Raw genomic sequence first — 15980 nt, forward strand, 5'->3', positions numbered from 1 at the left:
TCTGAGCCATTGCCATGGTTCACTCTGGCGTTAGGCGCGATTGCTCGGGGTGGGCAATGGTTGGGCACTTTGTTGTGCTGCAACGTCCATCATGTTTCCCGCTGGTATGACCTTGGTACGTGCTGCACGTAACCCATTGAGGATCACGAGGACCTCGGCAAGTTCGTGGATCAGCACCACGGAGGCTAGGCCCAGTACACCGCTGATGGCCAGGGGAGGCAGAACTAAGATGATCAGCAGTGAGAGCACGATGTTTTGGTTCATGATCTTTTTGCCACGCCGAGCATGATCCATGGCTTGGGGAATTAGCCTTAGGTCATGGCCGGTGAACGCGATATCTGCTGCTTCTATGGCCGCATCGGATCCTGTAACACCCATGGCTATGCCGACTTCTGCCGCGGCTAGTGCCGGGGCATCATTAATTCCATCGCCAATCATGGCTGTGGGGGAGAGCCTGTTCAGTTCCCGGATGGCTGTTGCCTTATCTTCGGGTCGTAGCTCGGCGCGGGCGTCGGTGATACCGGCCTCGGCAGCCAGGGCATGTGCTGTTCTACGGTTATCTCCGGTGAGCATTGTGACTTCGGTACCGCGGGCGTTCAGCAACCCAATGACCTGTGGAACTTCTGCACGCAGTTCATCGCGTACACCTATGATCCCGATGATGCTTCCGGCTCGTTGCACCACTACCGTGCTCATCCCGAGGTTTTCAAGTCTTTCCACATCGAGTGCAAGATCTCCGGGCGGAAGGTGGCGTGGGCTTCCTACCGCAATATCTACTCCATCGAGTGTTCCGCGGATTCCGTGTCCGGCCTCTTCGATAATATTTTGTGCCACCACGGTGCTTGCTGATGCATTGGTGATGGCGCGTGCCAGCGGGTGGGTGCTGTGGTGCTCGAGAGCTGCTGCCCACCCGAGCACCTGCTCTTGTGAGAATCCCGGGGCCGTTTCAACTGCGCCAACCGTTGGTTGATTGCGGGTGAGGGTTCCGGTTTTATCTAGGGCGAGATGTCGGATGGTTCCGAAGCGTTCAAATGTTGCGCCACTTTTGATGATGACACCAAATTTGCTGGCGGCTCCGACGGCCGAGACGACGGTGATGGGTACGGCGATAGCCAGTGCGCAGGGGGAAGCGGCAACCAAGACGACCAGGGAACGGAAGATCCATGTTTCGGGATCACCGAGTAGTGAGCCGATTCCTGCAACCAGGGCGGCAAGGATCAGCACTCCGGGTACTAGGGGTTTGGCAATACGGTCCGCTAGACGTGCACGTTCACCTTTTTCACTTTGGGCTTGCTGGACTAGGCTCACGATGGTTGTCAGTGAGTTGTCCGTGCCGGCCGCTGTTGCCTCGACTTCAAGCACACCAGAGCTGTTAATAGAGCCTGCCGATACGGTATCTCCCGGCTCCACCTCAACGGGGATTGATTCTCCGGTGATAGCCGAGGCATCAAGAACGCTTTGTCCACTGCGAACGATACCGTCGGTGGCAATGCGATCACCCGGCTTAATGAGCATCAGATGGCCAACATTCAGGCTGGCTGCCGGAATCGTGGTGGGTGTGCCCGCGATGATGACGTTCGCTGTTTCGGGCACTAATCGCAGCAAGGCGCGCAAGCCGCTACGTGCCTTGTCCATGGCTTTATCTTCTAACGCCTCGGCCACCGAGTAGAGGAATGCTAATGCGGCAGCTTCTTGCACATACCCAAGTAACACGGCACCCACGGCGCTCATGGTCATCAAGAGCGCTATGCCTAGTTTGCCTTTGGCTAGCCGCCGTAGGGCTCCGGGAACAAAAGTTGCTGCCCCCGCGATGAGGCCTATCCAAAAGATAATCAGGGCTAGACCCTCGGCGCCCAACCCCTGAGAAATCAGACCGGTGAAGAATGCAAGCACCGAGGCACCTGATAATAAGATGCCCGCATCACGCAACCAGAAAGTGGGTTCTTCTTGCTCGGCTGGTTCAGCGGTTGGTGCATCGTGCGAGCAGCACGCGTCGCTCATGCCAGATCACCCGATGCACAACAACCTTCCACAGAGCATTGGACATCGAGACATTGGGCGTTCTCGTCGACTGCCAGGGTGACATCAATCAAGGCGTTGAGGGCTCGGCCCAGGTGTGGATCGGAGATCTCGTAGCGTGTTTTGCGTCCTTCAACTTCTGCAACAACAATTCCGCAATCTCGCAAGCAGGCAAGGTGGTTGGAGACGTTGGATCGACTCAGTTCAAGATCGCGGGAAAGCTCGGCGGGGTACGAGGGTCCTTCGAGCAGTGAGATAAGTATCCGTGAACGTGTGGCGTCGGCCATGGCCCGACCTAGCCTGTTCATCACGTCAAGTCGCGTTGCAATAGTCAGCATGTAGTGACTATACACTGATCACTGACCTATCTTGGGTGGATTGGAGACCACTTCAGGACTTACTAAGTCAATTTCGCCCAGCCCTGCATTGCTGGCTAGGGTGATAGAGAAGATCCGGGGGCAATGCCCCAAGATAGATATCCAGAAGTGGAGCATTAGTGAAGACAGCCTTGGCACAGAATCTGCGTGACTGGCCACAGCGTCGCTGGCTTACCGCGGCAGCAACTGGAGCACTGATCTTTCTGGTCGTCGCCATAGTTACCGTGTTGATTCCCAATCCGTTATTTACCCGAGAAGTCCCCCCGACGTGGTGGTCATATGGCGCCTTAGCACTCTCCTCGATTCTGACCGGGCTTCTTGTTGCGACCTATGTGGCTTCACCCATCGAAAGCAATGGAAAGACCAACAAGTCTGGCTTCTTCGGATCCATCCTGACCTTCTTTGCCGTGGGATGCCCCGTGTGCAATAAATTAGTCCTACTTGCCCTCGGTACCAGCGGCGCCATGAAATTCTTTGAACCCCTACAACCGGTGTTGGCACTACTGTCCATCGCCCTCCTTGGCTGGGCCCTGCTACGCCGCATCACCCAAGAGAACTCTTGTAAGCTTCCGGTTCCAGCACTCTAGCTTTCCTCAAAAGTTGAGCGCATCCCACAACTAGACAATATTGATCGTGGCACGGCGAGTTGGCATCGAGGCGTAGGGTGCTGGACGATAAAAGCGTGAACATCAAGATCGACACAGTTCAGGTATTCGTTGATTCCGCAGGGGAGCACGGCAATACACTCGGCATTCTGTCCGAAACCAGTACGCTCAGTGACTCCGAGTGCCTGCAGATTGCCCGTGGCACGGCATTCAGTGAAACAGTTTTCATTGACGACCCAGCCACCGGCAGTATCCGAATTTTCACACCAGCACGGCAAATTGATTTTGCTGGGCATCCAACGGTGGGCGCAGCATGGTTTTTACAACACAGCGGGTTCAGTGTCAGCGAGCTGCATACTCCGGCCGGCATTGTGACTGCCAGCGCAAATTCCGACGGAGCTTCGGTGCAGGCACCAGCGCGCTGGTCAACCCCCTGGGTACTACTTCCACATCCAACTCCTGCTGATGTCGATGCCGCATCAAGTGAAGGGGCCAACCGGCACGACTATGCGTGGGCATGGATCGACCAACAAGCCGGATGCGTGCGTGCTCGCGCGTTTACCTCGGCATCTGGCACCGTCGAAGATGAGGCTACGGGCTCTGCCGCCATGTGGCTTGCCGATTCACTCATTCGCCCCTTGGAAATTCGCCAAGGACTCGGTTCCATCTTGAGCGTGGTGCCGCAAGGTGCCGGTGTGGTTGAGCTGTCGGGGCAGGTGAGACTGGGCACATCACTTAGCATCCAGATTTAGTGCTCGTCTGACGTTAAGTGTGTTTTGATACGCCCAGGATGGCTTCTGATCTGTGCTGATGATAGTTTTGTGGTCAATTTCCCAAGGCACCCTTGAAGCAGACTAAAGGGCAAGGATGCGTCACGACGGGTACACTTCGCAAGGTGAATGCTTTTCGGAAGACATTGCTTGGAACCGCTGATGATACTTCGCCTTTGGACGCGAAACTTGCCACAAACCATGAGACATTCCTAGCCGAACGTCCACCCGGCGCCGAGGAAGACGTGCACATGGTCTCGGCCATTGTTGATCACATCATTGATCGATGCAGCAAACCGGGTGACTTGGTATTCGATCCTTTTGCCGGCTTTGGCACCACCCTCATTCGGGCGGTTGCACTTGGAAGGGAAGCTATGGGGATTGAACTGCTTCCCGAACGAGTCGACTACCTGCTTGAACACATACCCAATGCACACATTATCGAGGGAGACGCGCGAGAACTGCTTCGGTTGCTCTGGAGCCCGGATGCCCCGTTACCTCATGCAAATATCGACCTCATCATCGCTTCTCCGCCGTATATGACTGCGGAAAATCATGAACCAGATCCTTTGACCGCGTATGAAAAGAACGATGGTAATTATGATCGGTATTTGACCGAACTGGGACTTGTTGCCGATCAATGCGCTCGGGTAGTTGCCCCCGGTGGCTATGTTGTCTGGAATTTGGCAGACATCCATCATATGGATCTGACCACGCATTTGATACGCGATTGCGCCAAGGTTTTCGAGCAATTCCTCACGCCAGTTGGCGTTACCGAAATCCTGTGGGATCAGTATCCCCATGATCTGGTGGCAGACGCGCTACTGGTATTCCAGCGGCCACACCAATAGGCAATTCATAGGCCCTTCTGCATCTGCCACACAGAAGAAAGCATGCAAGCTTCCACACCTTCCACGAGTACACGTTGAGGTATACGCTCCCTAGAGAAGATGCTGGGCTGAAAGCAGGAGGCAACGTCGATGACATCCAAAATTAGCTTTGATCACCTAGGAATCACCGTTCAAGATCTCGATCAGAAATAGTCATGCTGCGGGCACCCGGAGGAGGAACGGGAGTGGAACTTTCCAGTTTCACCCGCCCGGTAAAGGAACAGCAGGCCGGCGAACCTATGGCCAATGACGTGGGGTTGCGGAGCGTGTGCTTCGAAGCCGACGATTTACGAGCACAGCTCCGGAGACTAAATGCCGAGGTACACGGTTTGGTCGGTGAGGTGGGCAGATATGAGGAAGCCTGGAGATGGCCTATGTACGTGGTCCCGAAGGGATGATCGTTGCCTTGGCCCAACGCCTTGGCTAACCGTTTCCTTACAAGTGCTTGAGTTTCAGTTGGGGGAGTGGTGCCTCATAGCTTTGGCTCACACATTCTCATTGCCTTCTTGATTCGCTAAGCAGCTTTTTGAGGCCCTTCTTTGGCGGAACCCGAACTGGAACTGGCCAACGGGGTGCCAGCGCATCTCCCAGCGTGGTGCCGCGGAGTTTGCGTCCAAGCATTGGTAACACCCATTCGGATAACCACAGCAGATGGTCGCGAATCCGTTGCGTGACGGTCAGCGAGGCTTCGGGCTTCGTCGAGTGCTTGATGCTGTGTGGCACGCCCAAGGTTTCTAAAACTTTTACCGCCAAGTATTTGTGCCCAGCCTTTGACATATGCAATCGATCCGGCCCCCACATCCGCGGATTGGTGTACGCGCTAAACGTTGCATAGTCCACAAGCAGTGCGCCGTGCCTAGTCGCAATGCTTCGAACGCCGAGATTGTATGCATGATTTTTACGGCGTAAGGGACCCAGCAGGGGTGCCACTTCTACGTCATAACCAGTGAAAAGCACCAATGTTGTGCCGGTCTGTGTCAGCCTTTCGACCAGGTATTCATATTGGGCCAAAATATCAACGGTTTTAGTGCTCACGTCCATGACATCGTTGCCGCCGGCATAAAGAGTAATGAGAGTGGGTTTCATGGCAATCGCCGGTTCGAGCTGCTCGGTGATGATATGCCGAAGCCGCTTACTTCGAATCGCCAAATTCGCGTATTCCCAACCGGGAGCATCCCTAGCAAGCGCCTCGGCTACTCTGTCGGCCCAGCCTCGTACGCCGTTAGGTCGTCGTTTACTACTATCTCCAACACCTTCGGTGAAGGAATCTCCTAAGGCCACGTAGCGACCGGGCTCACGAATCTCCATCCGAGACTAAAGGATTTCCCATCGTGGGGCATGAAACTGCTTCACCACGACATTGACAGAATGTGTCTTCATTTGCGGCCGCGTAACCCAGCAGGCATTCGCCGATGCATTTCGATCGCTTCGGAGTAGAAGCCCATGAGCTGTTCGCATACAGAAAGCCAGCTGCGCCCTTGAACCTGTTGAAACGCCGCAGTGGCAAAAGCTGCTCGCTTAGCATCATCGCCGATAAGGTCTACGACGTAATCACGTAATTGCGCAAGGTTACCCGGTGCGTAAAGCCACCCGGTGCGAGAAGAATCAACTAACTCCACCGGTCCACCGCACCCGGTGGCCACAACTGGAACCCCGGAGGCCATGGCTTCTTGGATAGTTTGGCAGAAGGTTTCAAGCTCTCCTGGATGGACAAAAAGATCAAAGGAAGCCACCGCCGTTGCGAGCTCATCGCCGCCCAGAAACCCAGCGAAATATGCGTTCGGAAGCAAAGCTTCAAGAGCTTCTCGTTGTGGCCCATCACCGACGATAACCAATCGAGTGTTAGGGATTTGAGCCAACACCGCCAGATCCTCGACCTGCTTTTCAAGCGCTAATCGTCCCACAAAACCAATGATCTTCTGACCCTCGGGGGCTGTAGTCGCCCGGAACTCTGCGCTGCGATGGCTTGGATTAAATCGAACAGTGTCAACTCCTCGGCGCCATAACTCAAGCCTCGAAATTCCGTGGCTCCAAAGTTTTTCTCGGGAGTCGTTCGAGGGGACAAGCGTCCTAGTTGCAAGCATATGGATTCGCTTAACACGCTGCCAAGCCCAGTTTTCCAGAAAAGGCATGCCGTAGCGTGCAGCATATCCGGGAACATCCGTTTGATAGACAGCAACGGAAGGAATCTCCAGTGCGGCCGCGGCTCGAACTGCCCGCCACCCCAAAACAAAGGGGGATGCCAAATGAACGATATCTGGTTGAAATTCCTCCAGCAGCGCCTTCACCGGAGCCACACCACCCAAGGCAACCCGAATATTGCGGTATCCGGTCAACGGAACCGCAGGCAATCTCCTGATCGTGGCACCTTCAACACGATTGGGAGCAGGTTCAGGCGTTGACGGAGCAATCACCAGGACTTCATCTCCACGCGCATCTAAGTACTGCAAGGTCTTCAGTAGCGAATGGGTAACCCCATTCATTTCGGGTAAGAACGATTCAGCAACAATGGCAACCCTCACGCTTAAATAGTGCTTGCCGAAGATTACCGCGGACTTCAGTCCCGGGAACTAGCTGGTGAAAAATAGATGAACTACTCCTTCGGACAGAAGCACTTTCGGTGTTTTTGGGGGCCTGCCGGTGCGGCGGACAGCACGCTGCACCGGTTATTTTGACTATGGTGAGGTGGCAGTTGATTTTTTACCCCTACCCCATATATGGTGACGTGAAACACGTTATGTGTATGGGTTTTGTTGATTGTAGATCAACACAGAAAAGGGGAACGGGAAATGAAAAAGTCTTTAGCTGTTTCTGTAGCAGCTGGATCAATTATTGGCCTTGCTGCCACGCTTGGCGTCAGTGCACCTGCTAATGCTGCAATTTCACAGTGCACCAGTAACAAAGTGTGCGCATGGAAGGACACCAACTACCAAGGTACTTTTGGCAGCTGGACATCTTCTAGCAGTACGCTTTCGGGGTTCGCCAATCAGATTTCCTCGACTTCGAATAGGAGAACTACGAGTATCGGCTGGTATTACGGTTCCGGCTATACAGGCACTCGGTGGTTGCAAGCTGCAGGTGCAGCGGGCCATTTCGCGTGGCTTGACCCTAAGAATGATTCGTTTGAATCGATGGTTATTTACGGTTCATGAGAAATACCCGAATTATTAGTACCGTTCTCGCTCCGGGGATTATGACGCTTGTTTTTTTGTTGGGTGGCTGTGCCTCTGAAACATCAGCGAATGAGAACAATGTTCGAGCACATATTGATTCTGCAACGGGTGAAATTGTGCTCCCTCTAGAAGCCTATGCAATGAACCAAAAGGATGAGCGGGATGTAGGACAGGCAAATGCGCTACTACTCAATAAATGTCTGAAAGAGACTGGTCGTAATTTTCCGCGGGCAACCCAAGACTGGGCAGCAATCCCTGCGTATCCGGATCGGCGGTATGGCCTCTGGTCAAAAGCCGATGCGGTAGCTAACGGCTATGAACTACCTGAGGCCAAGGACGCCAAATCTTTGACTGAGCAAGAAGAAACGCTCGGGCAGGATTGGTGGAGTGCTTATGAGGTGTGTCATTCGGACCTCCAACTTTTTCCCATGATGGGTATTAACACTGCGATGGATCCTTCACCGGTTGACCTGGGCATGCAAGAGTCTTTTGAAGCTCTGCTGGCCAGTTCTGAATTTGAACGGATTCGTGATGAATGGAAGTTGTGTGTCACCGCAGCTGGGCTTACTCCGGATCCAAACTCAACGTTGATGGTTCCCGCAATTCCTGCTTGGGGTGAGGACCAACTTCGAGTTGCCGCAGCCGATGTTGAATGTAAAGAGTCTTTGAATAGTGTGCAGCCGCTGGCAGATTTTGAGGCAAGTGAGCAAAAAACCTATATCAAGAAACACGAAAGTGAGCTAACGAACTACCGAAACGAAGTTGACAAGGTTTTGGAATCAGTCACAAAGACGATAACTACCCATGGGGGCTAGAGCTAAAACTCGGCAGGTTCCTGCGCTTCGTAGGCTGGCACACCCCGGTAGAACGTGGATGTTTATTCTGGTGAGTGTGCTGGTTGCTGTGCTGGCCTTCGTCCTAGGAACTCAAGTCCGTTCGGCTGACGCTACGATACTTGATGCTCGTGAACAGGTAGTGCCCGTTTATGCCTCGGTCGAAAACCGATCTGTAACACAAGACATCAGGATTCAAGGCGAAGTAGTAATCGGTGATAGCTACCGGGTTTATGCAAAGCGTCCCGAAGGCACTGAACGTATGGTTGTTACAAAAGTGGTAGCCAAGCCTGGCACAGAAATTAGTAGTGGCATGCTTCTTGGCACGGTTTCTGATCGGCCGATCTTTTGCCTCATGCTTGAAGCGCCACTTTTCCGCGACCTGCATACTAAAGACTCCGGTACCGATGTATTCCGCCTCCAGAAGGCACTTGGTGTTAGTGCAACTGGAGTCATGAATGGGCAGACGATGGAGGTAATCCGAGAAATGTATGCGAAAGCAGGTGTCCTTCCTCCCGGAGGGAAAGGTGCTGGATCCTTCCTGAAAATGGACGAATTTGTTTCTTTACCGGCAGAAAAATCGACATCTGTCGTACGGACGATTGCCCAGATCGGTACGGAACTAAGTGATGACACGCCATTTGCTCAGCTAGGGTTTGGTGCGAGCTTTGTGAATGTGCGGGCCAGCGTGAGTGAAGCTGACAAAATTAAACTCAAGGAACAAACAACGGTACAAACACCCGGGGATATTGCATTGACCGGAAAGGTTGTCGCGATCTCTGATTTCCAGTCCGAGGGAACTACTGCAGGTCGACCGCCGGGAAGAGACATCCGTATCGAGCTTCCAAAGGAAAGCGAATTAATCTCTGGACAGATTGCTTCGGTTCTTTTCGGAGCCAAAACGGAACCAGAGAAAGCCGTACCAACGATAGCCATCCGTTCGGATGCTGCAGGTGACTACGTCATGAGGCGAGCCGGTAATAGCCAGGCCGAACGCGTCGATGTAACTGTTACACGAAATGCTAGTGGTTGGACAGCCATCAACGTCAAAGAACTCGAAATTGGAGACGAAGTACTGGTCTCCTCATGACCATTGCTACACAACTCTCGCTGCGTAATATTTCCCGCAGGTATGGTGAGCAACGACAATGGTTCGCTATCAAGGAAGCATCCCTCGAAATCGAGTCGGGTGAATTTGTTGCCATCATCGGTCCCTCTGGCTCTGGCAAGTCCACACTACTGAACATTCTCGGGTTACTTGATAATGCTTGGGAGGGTACCTATGAGATTAATGGTGTCAATGTTGACACGTTTTCCCGAACAGACCGAGATATGTTTCGTTCAAGGATGTTTGGCTTTGTTTTTCAGTCTTCATACGCGAATCCCTATGAATCGGCACGGCGAAATGCAGCCCTTGGCCCAGCCATCCAGGGTGAAAGCCTCCAAACTCAAAGTCAACTAGTGAGCGATGCCTTGGAGACCGTGGGATTGGGGGAAAAGGGCGAAAGCCTAGCGAGGAATCTTTCCGGCGGGGAACGCCAACGACTAGCCATCGCACGAGCGATCGCTACGAAGCCGCGGATTCTCTTGGCCGATGAGCCTACCGGCAATCTTGATAGCGAAGCTGCAAGTAATGTCATGGGATTGTTGCGAGAACTCAACCAGCGCGGTACTACGGTCATCGTTATTACCCATGATTCTGCAGTGGCTAAATATGCTGATCGTATTCTAGAAGTTGAAGACGGTGTGCTCAGAGCTCAGTCTCAAGCCATCGCGCAGGTTTTAGAAGTCAGCGAGAAATCGGCCGAAACAGCGTCTTCGCCCGTTGTCACAACTGTGAAAACCAGCTTCTGGCACAGTCTTCGATGGTGGCCAGAACATGCTATTCGCGCCATCAATAACGTGTCATCGCGTCCACTTCGCTCGGCAACGTTGATGGCTGCTTTTGCCATTGCTATGGCCGGGATGATCACCGCAGCGGGCATTGGAGCAAGCGCATCACAACAAATAGCGGTTCGTCTCGCAACCGCAGCTTTGGACGAAGTGCGTGTATCTGTTCCAGTAGGCAGCAATTTAGAAACACGGATGCAGAGCGCTCAAACGATCAAGCATCTTGACCACGTGCTCAACGTTGGAATTGTTGCTCCACTTGATGCGCTCACGGCCAGTACGTCGAGATTTGCCCAATTCACCACAGTTGGAGATACCGTATTTCCTGGTAGTACCGCCGCCGTTGATGAGGCCGCTCTGTCACTATTTGAAGTGCGGACTCATCCTGCCCAAGCTCAAGAACTATTTGCTGATCCCACGGCAGGAAATATTGCCCTCGTTGGGCGGGACGTTGCTCAAGGACTAGGAATTTCTGAGGGCGGGATAGGCACAGAAATTTGGGTCTCAGGACGACCATATTCGGTGATCGGTATCATTACCGATGCACCGCGCGCAGAGAACTTGGTGACAAGCGTGGTGGTCCCGGTTCGATCTCTTCCCGAGCAACCGTCCCAACTTATTGTCAGGACGGAGAGTGGCTTTTCTGCAAGTATTGCCGATGCTATCCCGCTGGCTCTATCACCTAGCGCTCCAGCAGAAATCTCGGTTTCGACTACTGGAGACTTGAGAAGTCTTCGAGTCGGTGTTGCCCAAGATCTTGAGGGACTGCTTAGTTCGATCTCGCTGGCATTACTGGCTTTGGCCGTGTTGAGTGCTTCCTCTGCAATGTTCCTTTCGGTGCAGACGCGTATCCAAGAACTAGCGCTAAGTCGTGCCTTGGGGCTTAGCCAGCGTGGTGTGGCTGCTGTCTTTATTTGGGAGGGAATAATTGTGGGACTCGCAGGTTCAGTGGCTGGCCTTTCTCTTGGGTTGGCTGCATCCGTAGCGGTCTCTGCGGTGCAAGGTTGGAGTGCAGTTATGCCGTGGGCGACTCTGGCAGTGGCACCACTCGTAGGTATTCTTAGCGGTGCACTCTCTGCGTTGTTTCCAGCTTTACGTGCAGCACGTATCGATCCAGCCGAAGGAATCCGCTGATCAACTACCCCTGAGATGAATGTTCGGCTGGTTTTATCAACGATCGGAGACAAAACGATCGTATTTCATCATTTTCGTTATTGGTGTGCCTACTGAAGTTAATTCATAATGTTCGTCATTAACAATGTTTTCTCTCAAGACATCGGGGCTCTTCGGCTTTGGGCGTGGTGACCGGATGTTCAGCACGGTCTGAGGTCGCGTGCCGAAAAAAATAATATCCGTAGTCGGTAGTTCTCGTGGTTGATGTATCCGCGTCCCCTCCGTTTGAAGTTCTTAGCCGTCAGGTTCGCAGCCTCACTGCGGGCGTTGGTCAGCTAAGGTGAGGCAGTAGGTTTCGAGTTCTTTCTTCCACGAAGTAAAGGTCCGTAGCAACGACTTGGCTTCGTCCATGCCGGAAGCTTTCACCGAGGCTGAGAGTTTCTCCCAGCCAGCGGCGAAGCTTTCTGGAGTGCTGGTTTTCAGCAGGTCCCGCACGTGTTCCTTGATGGCATAGACCACCACGAGTTCGGTATCTGATTCAAGGATTTCCTTCAGGCGCCCGGTCTGCTTCACGAAAGAGGTTCTCGAGGTTGCAGGTCAGCAGTTTGCGGTATTTGTAGGCCGGATCAATGTTCCTTCCACGACGTTCATGCAAGTCGTGGGCGCGGCGTTGCCGCACCGCGGTAAGCATCTAATGAGCACGTTGGACGATATGAAAATAATCCACCGAAATCTTCGCCTCCGGCAAAGACTCATGGATGGCCTTGCGGAACTCGGCCGACAAATCGAAACGAAACATGGCCAATGTTTCGCTTCCATGATTCGGGGCGTTGAGCCATCTAGGTGGTGACGGCTGCACCGTGGCGTCCATCAATGACATCAAGGATCTGCCGGAGTCCAGATCCGTAAAGACGATCGACCACGGCTCCAACCGGATAGCTTTTCCCGAAGCTCCCAGCACGTAGCGGATCCTCCGGAACCGGTGTTCATCGATCCCCAGTCGGCGCACCAAGCACTGGTCAACATCCAGGAGAATATGTTCGGTCGCAAAAGCCTTGCGCAGCATGGTGGGCCAGGCGACCTGGTTGGCTTGGGCAATGCCGGTCATGGTGCGGATCTCGGTCACGCAGTCTTCGACGATTTTTCCTACCAGCCGGGTGGTCAGGGGATCTGCTCGGTGACCTGGACGAAGGTTTTCTTTTTACATGACTCTTCAAGGCACACCAGCCTGCGTTTCTTGACCCATAAGTCCAGGTCTTTGCCGCCGGTGTCAATGTCTTTGACCCGATGCACCGGGCGGGCCTGGATACGGCGGGAAAACACCCCACAGGTAGGGCAGGCAGCTTCACGGTTGATGGGTTCGACCAGCACCGAACGAGTCGCTCCGTGGCGCTCACTGCTGAGCACACAATAGTCATCAAGATTCAGCAGAATCGACGCAGCATCAACTGCGCCAGTATCCTTATACACGGCTCGTAGTCCTTGGAAATATGTTGTTTAGAGAACATCCATAATTCCGTAGGGCTGCGGCCTTACTTATTTGATGACACCACGCTCAAAGTCCGAGAGCCCGTTTGATCAGGGTCTTCCAAAAGTGTTTGATTACGAAACATATGTACTTGTCGCCAACGGTTTATTCCACGCCTATGCTCGGGACAAGGACCGCAATATCGGTTCCTGAGACACGAGGGGGATGCGATGGTTTGGAAACGATGGACAGCGGGTGTGGTCCTGACAGCGTTAGCGCTTACGGGTTGCTCGGCCAGCGCCGATCGAGGAGAATTTCCAGCGGCAACTTGCGACGGAGGCGCCAGTGTCTCCACACCTGAAAAAGCTGCGAAAATACTGCTGGACGCTGCGAGCCAAGCAGACACGGTATTGGCTTGCACGGTCACTACCGGAACTCCTAAGAGCAAGGATCTTGGGTAGGAACTTGAAAAGTTGTGGACCGCCGCACAGGCACACGGAATCAGTGCAAAGAACGTTCGGTTGGAGAAGATTGGTGATGCAGATATGGATGGCAGGTACAAGGCCACCAGCACATCGGGATCCAAACTGGAACCCCTCGAGTTCGAGCTCGTCCAGCAGAAGGACACAGGATTCCGTGTTGTTTTCCCTCCACAGGAAGAACTCAATCACTAATGTCTACTTGTATCGATTGATCATTTCCAGTGTGTCGCCACGTTGGAGCTTGCGCATGTAGGTATCGCAGTAGCCGGATTTGTCTCCCATCACCTGGTCAGTCGATTCTGCTACGTGATTCAGGCCGAATGCATGTCCAAACTCGTGCACCGCCAACCCTCGAAGGTCGTACCGGCTGCCGGAACAAGTGGATGCTGTGCTCCACAGTTTATTTTTGTTGAACATGATGTCAGATTCTTGTTGGACGCCGATCTTCAAGTTGAACCAAGTACATGCGTACGCGTCGCGATCCACCGTTCCCTGGGGTTGCTCGGCGTTCGCATACACCGCCTGGTGCCAGTGCGGCGGCACGAGCTTGTCGTCGATCTCCCGGGGCAGCAGAGGCTTCTCGCCGACCTTCCCGCGCGAGAGTGCGGGCAGCTTCTTCACCCCGGCCAAGATCCGCACCCCGCCGGTAGCGGCCTCGAGTGCCGGGGTCTCACCCAAAAGCGACAGGAACGGCTTGACGGTGTTGTAGCGCAGCGCCAGCGCCCCACGCAGTGCGGTTTGCGCCGAATCGCCGTCCTGGGGCACCAAGGTCACCACGATGGCGGCCGCGCCCGACATCACCGACCGGGGCGCGACCTCCTCCAATGCCCGCCACAATGCGGCCACATCCACCTCGCCCCCGGCCGCCTCGATCGACTCCAGCTTCTCGATGAAGACCTTCGCCGCCCGTGCCACGATCCGTGACGCCTTCTCCAGCTGTGGCAGGGTGGATAATCGCTGCTTGTCCGTTGAGCGTTTTGCGGTGCTGATCAGCCTGGTCGCCATCAGGATCTCGAACAGGTCCAGGGCATCATCGATCGCCTTGGCCTCCAGATGGCGCATCACCGCGGTGAGTATCGCCGTGCCCTTGGGTTCCGCGGTCCGCTCCAATTTCGGGGCCTTGGTACCCAGCCCGTACCGAGCCAGCACGGAGAGCCGGTTCGGCGGGATCTGTTCCAGCTTCAGCCGGCCCAGCCCGAAAGCGGCGATGTCTTCAACCCTCTGCAACGCACCCTTCATCGCGGTGCCGGTGGTCCGCGTTGGCGGTCGACGCATCCGCTCCAGCTCCGAGTACCGTGTCCCCTCCGGTGTTTTCTGCAGGGCAACCAAGTCCACGGGCAGCGCCGGGTCCGCCCGCAGGGCGGCCTTGGCAACGGTGGCGTGCAGCCGTTTCTCGGCGTTGGTGCGGACCTCGGAAACATGCCGGGCCAGCACGTTCACCCCGGGTAGCAGCACCCGGTGCCGACGCAGCCAACCCGCCGTGTGGTTGAACAACGTGACCGATCCCTCGGCGTGCGTCCACGCCCGCCCGTGCAGGAACGCCCTGAACATGCGTCCGTGGGTGGGGTCCTCATACTGGTGGTAGCCGTACGCATCGCGGATCTCTCACGCGTGCTCGTACGCCGTCTTTGGGCGCTCGGTGTATTCCTTGAGGCAGGAGGGATCCTCGATTTCCAGCTGATCCGCCAAATGCTCAACGACCGGCCACGGCACAGCCAAAGGGTCATCCAGGAACAGTCCGATGTACCGGACCGTGCAGATCTGCAGGGCAAAGCCCAAGCGATTGTGGTCACCGCGTCGCTTCGCGATCAGGTTCCGGTCCTCGTCGTCGAGGAAGAAGAAGCGCTCCAACTCGGGCCGCGTCGGTTCCTCGGCGAACCTTCCATAGGCCTCGGCCTGTTCATCAGTCAGAAATTCCACGGGCATGAGACTGACAATAGCCGTCCCACCAGTGATCGAGAGTCTTCCGACGAAACGCCGCGCAACCTGGATCGTCTGCGTTAGCCGATCATGATCAAGTGCTCAGCGCCAACCGCTGTACCGCTGGTCCCCAAAGCCGTACTCGGTACGAAAGTACTTAAGTAGATTTTTGATGGACAGCCAACCAATAGTGGAATCGATATTTAGCTGTTGCTACGTTACGTATAGGAGGCTGTCCGAGCAGGGGAGAAATCCTGATCTGATGGTTCACGAGCATGTTCAGCCGCGGGGGATCAATAGTGGTACTCCGCAAGCATCCCAACGATCAGCGTCTAGCTCCATTCGTTCTTGTTCTACCAGTCTTGGTAAAGGTGTGCCTCGTGGTGCTTCTGGATCCCACGAGCAAGCTCGGCAGAACCTGAGTTTCCTCGATACATCTA

Annotated in this window: 17 protein-coding genes and 1 pseudogene; 8 read left to right on the forward strand and 10 right to left on the reverse strand. The window is 54.5% G+C overall.

Features of this window, described 5'->3' with window-relative positions; translation table 11 throughout:
* Positions 1-30: 30 nt before the first annotated feature.
* A complete protein-coding gene (locus CQ018_RS09600) occupies positions 31-2001 on the reverse strand; it encodes a cation-translocating P-type ATPase (protein WP_105549757.1) in 1971 nt (656 codons plus the stop codon).
* On the reverse strand, positions 1998-2357 hold the full coding sequence (locus CQ018_RS09605) for a helix-turn-helix transcriptional regulator (protein WP_105549758.1): 360 nt from the start codon (positions 2355-2357) through the stop codon (positions 1998-2000). The genes CQ018_RS09600 and CQ018_RS09605 overlap by 4 nt, the downstream gene beginning before the upstream one ends.
* Positions 2358-2515: 158 nt before the next feature.
* On the opposite strand from CQ018_RS09605, the gene CQ018_RS09610 reads away from it, so the two are divergent.
* From CQ018_RS09610 to CQ018_RS09620, 3 genes are all read left to right on the forward strand, one after another.
* A complete protein-coding gene (locus CQ018_RS09610) occupies positions 2516-2983 on the forward strand; it encodes a hypothetical protein (RefSeq protein WP_219844039.1) in 468 nt (155 codons plus the stop codon).
* Positions 2984-3078: 95 nt separating this feature from the next.
* Positions 3079-3753 (forward strand): PhzF family phenazine biosynthesis protein, encoded by a 675-nt coding sequence (locus CQ018_RS09615; RefSeq protein WP_181149822.1) that lies wholly within the window; start codon positions 3079-3081, stop codon positions 3751-3753.
* A gap of 194 nt (positions 3754-3947) precedes the next feature.
* On the forward strand, positions 3948-4622 hold the full coding sequence (locus CQ018_RS09620; RefSeq protein ID WP_258142509.1) for a TRM11 family methyltransferase: 675 nt from the start codon (positions 3948-3950) through the stop codon (positions 4620-4622).
* A gap of 534 nt (positions 4623-5156) precedes the next feature.
* Here CQ018_RS09620 and CQ018_RS09630 read toward each other — a convergent pair.
* Together CQ018_RS09630 and CQ018_RS09635 are read right to left on the reverse strand one after the other, a co-directional pair.
* Entirely contained in the window at positions 5157-5969 is an 813-nt protein-coding gene (locus CQ018_RS09630; RefSeq protein WP_105549760.1) for an SGNH/GDSL hydrolase family protein, read from the reverse strand.
* Positions 5970-6037: 68 nt separating this feature from the next.
* Positions 6038-7183 carry a glycosyltransferase family 1 protein gene (locus CQ018_RS09635; RefSeq protein WP_105549761.1) on the reverse strand — a complete coding sequence of 382 codons (1146 nt, stop codon included), beginning with the start codon at positions 7181-7183 and terminating at the stop codon, positions 6038-6040.
* A 267-nt stretch (positions 7184-7450) separates the two neighbouring features.
* Here CQ018_RS09635 and CQ018_RS09640 point away from each other — a divergent pair, with 267 nt between their 5' ends.
* The 4 genes from CQ018_RS09640 to CQ018_RS09655 are packed head-to-tail and all read left to right on the forward strand — an operon-like array spanning position 7451 to position 11691.
* The gene (locus CQ018_RS09640; protein WP_105549762.1) at positions 7451-7813 is read left to right on the forward strand and encodes a peptidase inhibitor family I36 protein; all 363 of its coding nucleotides are present in this window, start codon (positions 7451-7453) and stop codon (positions 7811-7813) included.
* Positions 7810-8649 carry a hypothetical protein gene (locus CQ018_RS09645; protein ID WP_105549763.1) on the forward strand — a complete coding sequence of 280 codons (840 nt, stop codon included), beginning with the start codon at positions 7810-7812 and terminating at the stop codon, positions 8647-8649. Before CQ018_RS09640 ends, CQ018_RS09645 begins: the two co-directional genes overlap by 4 nt.
* 58 nt (positions 8650-8707) lie before the next feature.
* A complete protein-coding gene (locus tag CQ018_RS09650) occupies positions 8708-9757 on the forward strand; it encodes a hypothetical protein (protein WP_105549764.1) in 1050 nt (349 codons plus the stop codon).
* Positions 9754-11691, forward strand: a complete 1938-nt coding sequence (locus CQ018_RS09655; RefSeq protein ID WP_105549765.1) for an ABC transporter ATP-binding protein/permease — start codon at positions 9754-9756, stop codon at positions 11689-11691. The genes CQ018_RS09650 and CQ018_RS09655 overlap by 4 nt, the downstream gene beginning before the upstream one ends.
* 179 nt (positions 11692-11870) lie before the next feature.
* Here the strand turns inward: CQ018_RS09655 and CQ018_RS20805 are convergent, their stop codons facing one another.
* The 4 genes from CQ018_RS20805 to CQ018_RS20495 all read right to left on the reverse strand — a co-directional run bounded on the left by CQ018_RS20805 (position 11871) and on the right by CQ018_RS20495 (position 13140).
* Entirely contained in the window at positions 11871-12005 is a 135-nt protein-coding gene (locus tag CQ018_RS20805) for a transposase (RefSeq protein ID WP_374954188.1), read from the reverse strand.
* Positions 11986-12243 (reverse strand): transposase, encoded by a 258-nt coding sequence (locus CQ018_RS20485; RefSeq protein WP_258142525.1) that lies wholly within the window; start codon positions 12241-12243, stop codon positions 11986-11988. Before CQ018_RS20485 ends, CQ018_RS20805 begins: the two co-directional genes overlap by 20 nt.
* Before the next feature lie 118 nt (positions 12244-12361).
* A complete protein-coding gene (locus CQ018_RS20490; RefSeq protein WP_258142536.1) occupies positions 12362-12796 on the reverse strand; it encodes a transposase in 435 nt (144 codons plus the stop codon).
* 35 nt (positions 12797-12831) lie between these two features.
* The gene (locus CQ018_RS20495; RefSeq protein ID WP_258142538.1) at positions 12832-13140 is read right to left on the reverse strand and encodes a transposase family protein; all 309 of its coding nucleotides are present in this window, start codon (positions 13138-13140) and stop codon (positions 12832-12834) included.
* A 471-nt stretch (positions 13141-13611) separates the two neighbouring features.
* Between CQ018_RS20495 and CQ018_RS09665 the strand changes: the two genes are divergently transcribed.
* On the forward strand, positions 13612-13812 hold the full coding sequence (locus CQ018_RS09665) for a hypothetical protein (RefSeq protein WP_105549766.1): 201 nt from the start codon (positions 13612-13614) through the stop codon (positions 13810-13812).
* Between the two features lie 3 nt (positions 13813-13815).
* On the opposite strand, the gene CQ018_RS20700 is transcribed toward CQ018_RS09665, so the two are convergent.
* Entirely contained in the window at positions 13816-14895 is a 1080-nt protein-coding gene (locus CQ018_RS20700; protein WP_308729113.1) for a matrixin family metalloprotease, read from the reverse strand.
* Between the two features lie 144 nt (positions 14896-15039).
* Positions 15040-15546 (reverse strand): annotated as a pseudogene (locus tag CQ018_RS20505) (DUF4158 domain-containing protein); the annotation flags it as partial.
* Positions 15547-15980 lie beyond the last annotated feature (434 nt).

The organism is Arthrobacter sp. MYb227 (genome assembly GCF_002975435.1).
GTDB lineage: Bacteria > Actinomycetota > Actinomycetes > Actinomycetales > Micrococcaceae > Paeniglutamicibacter.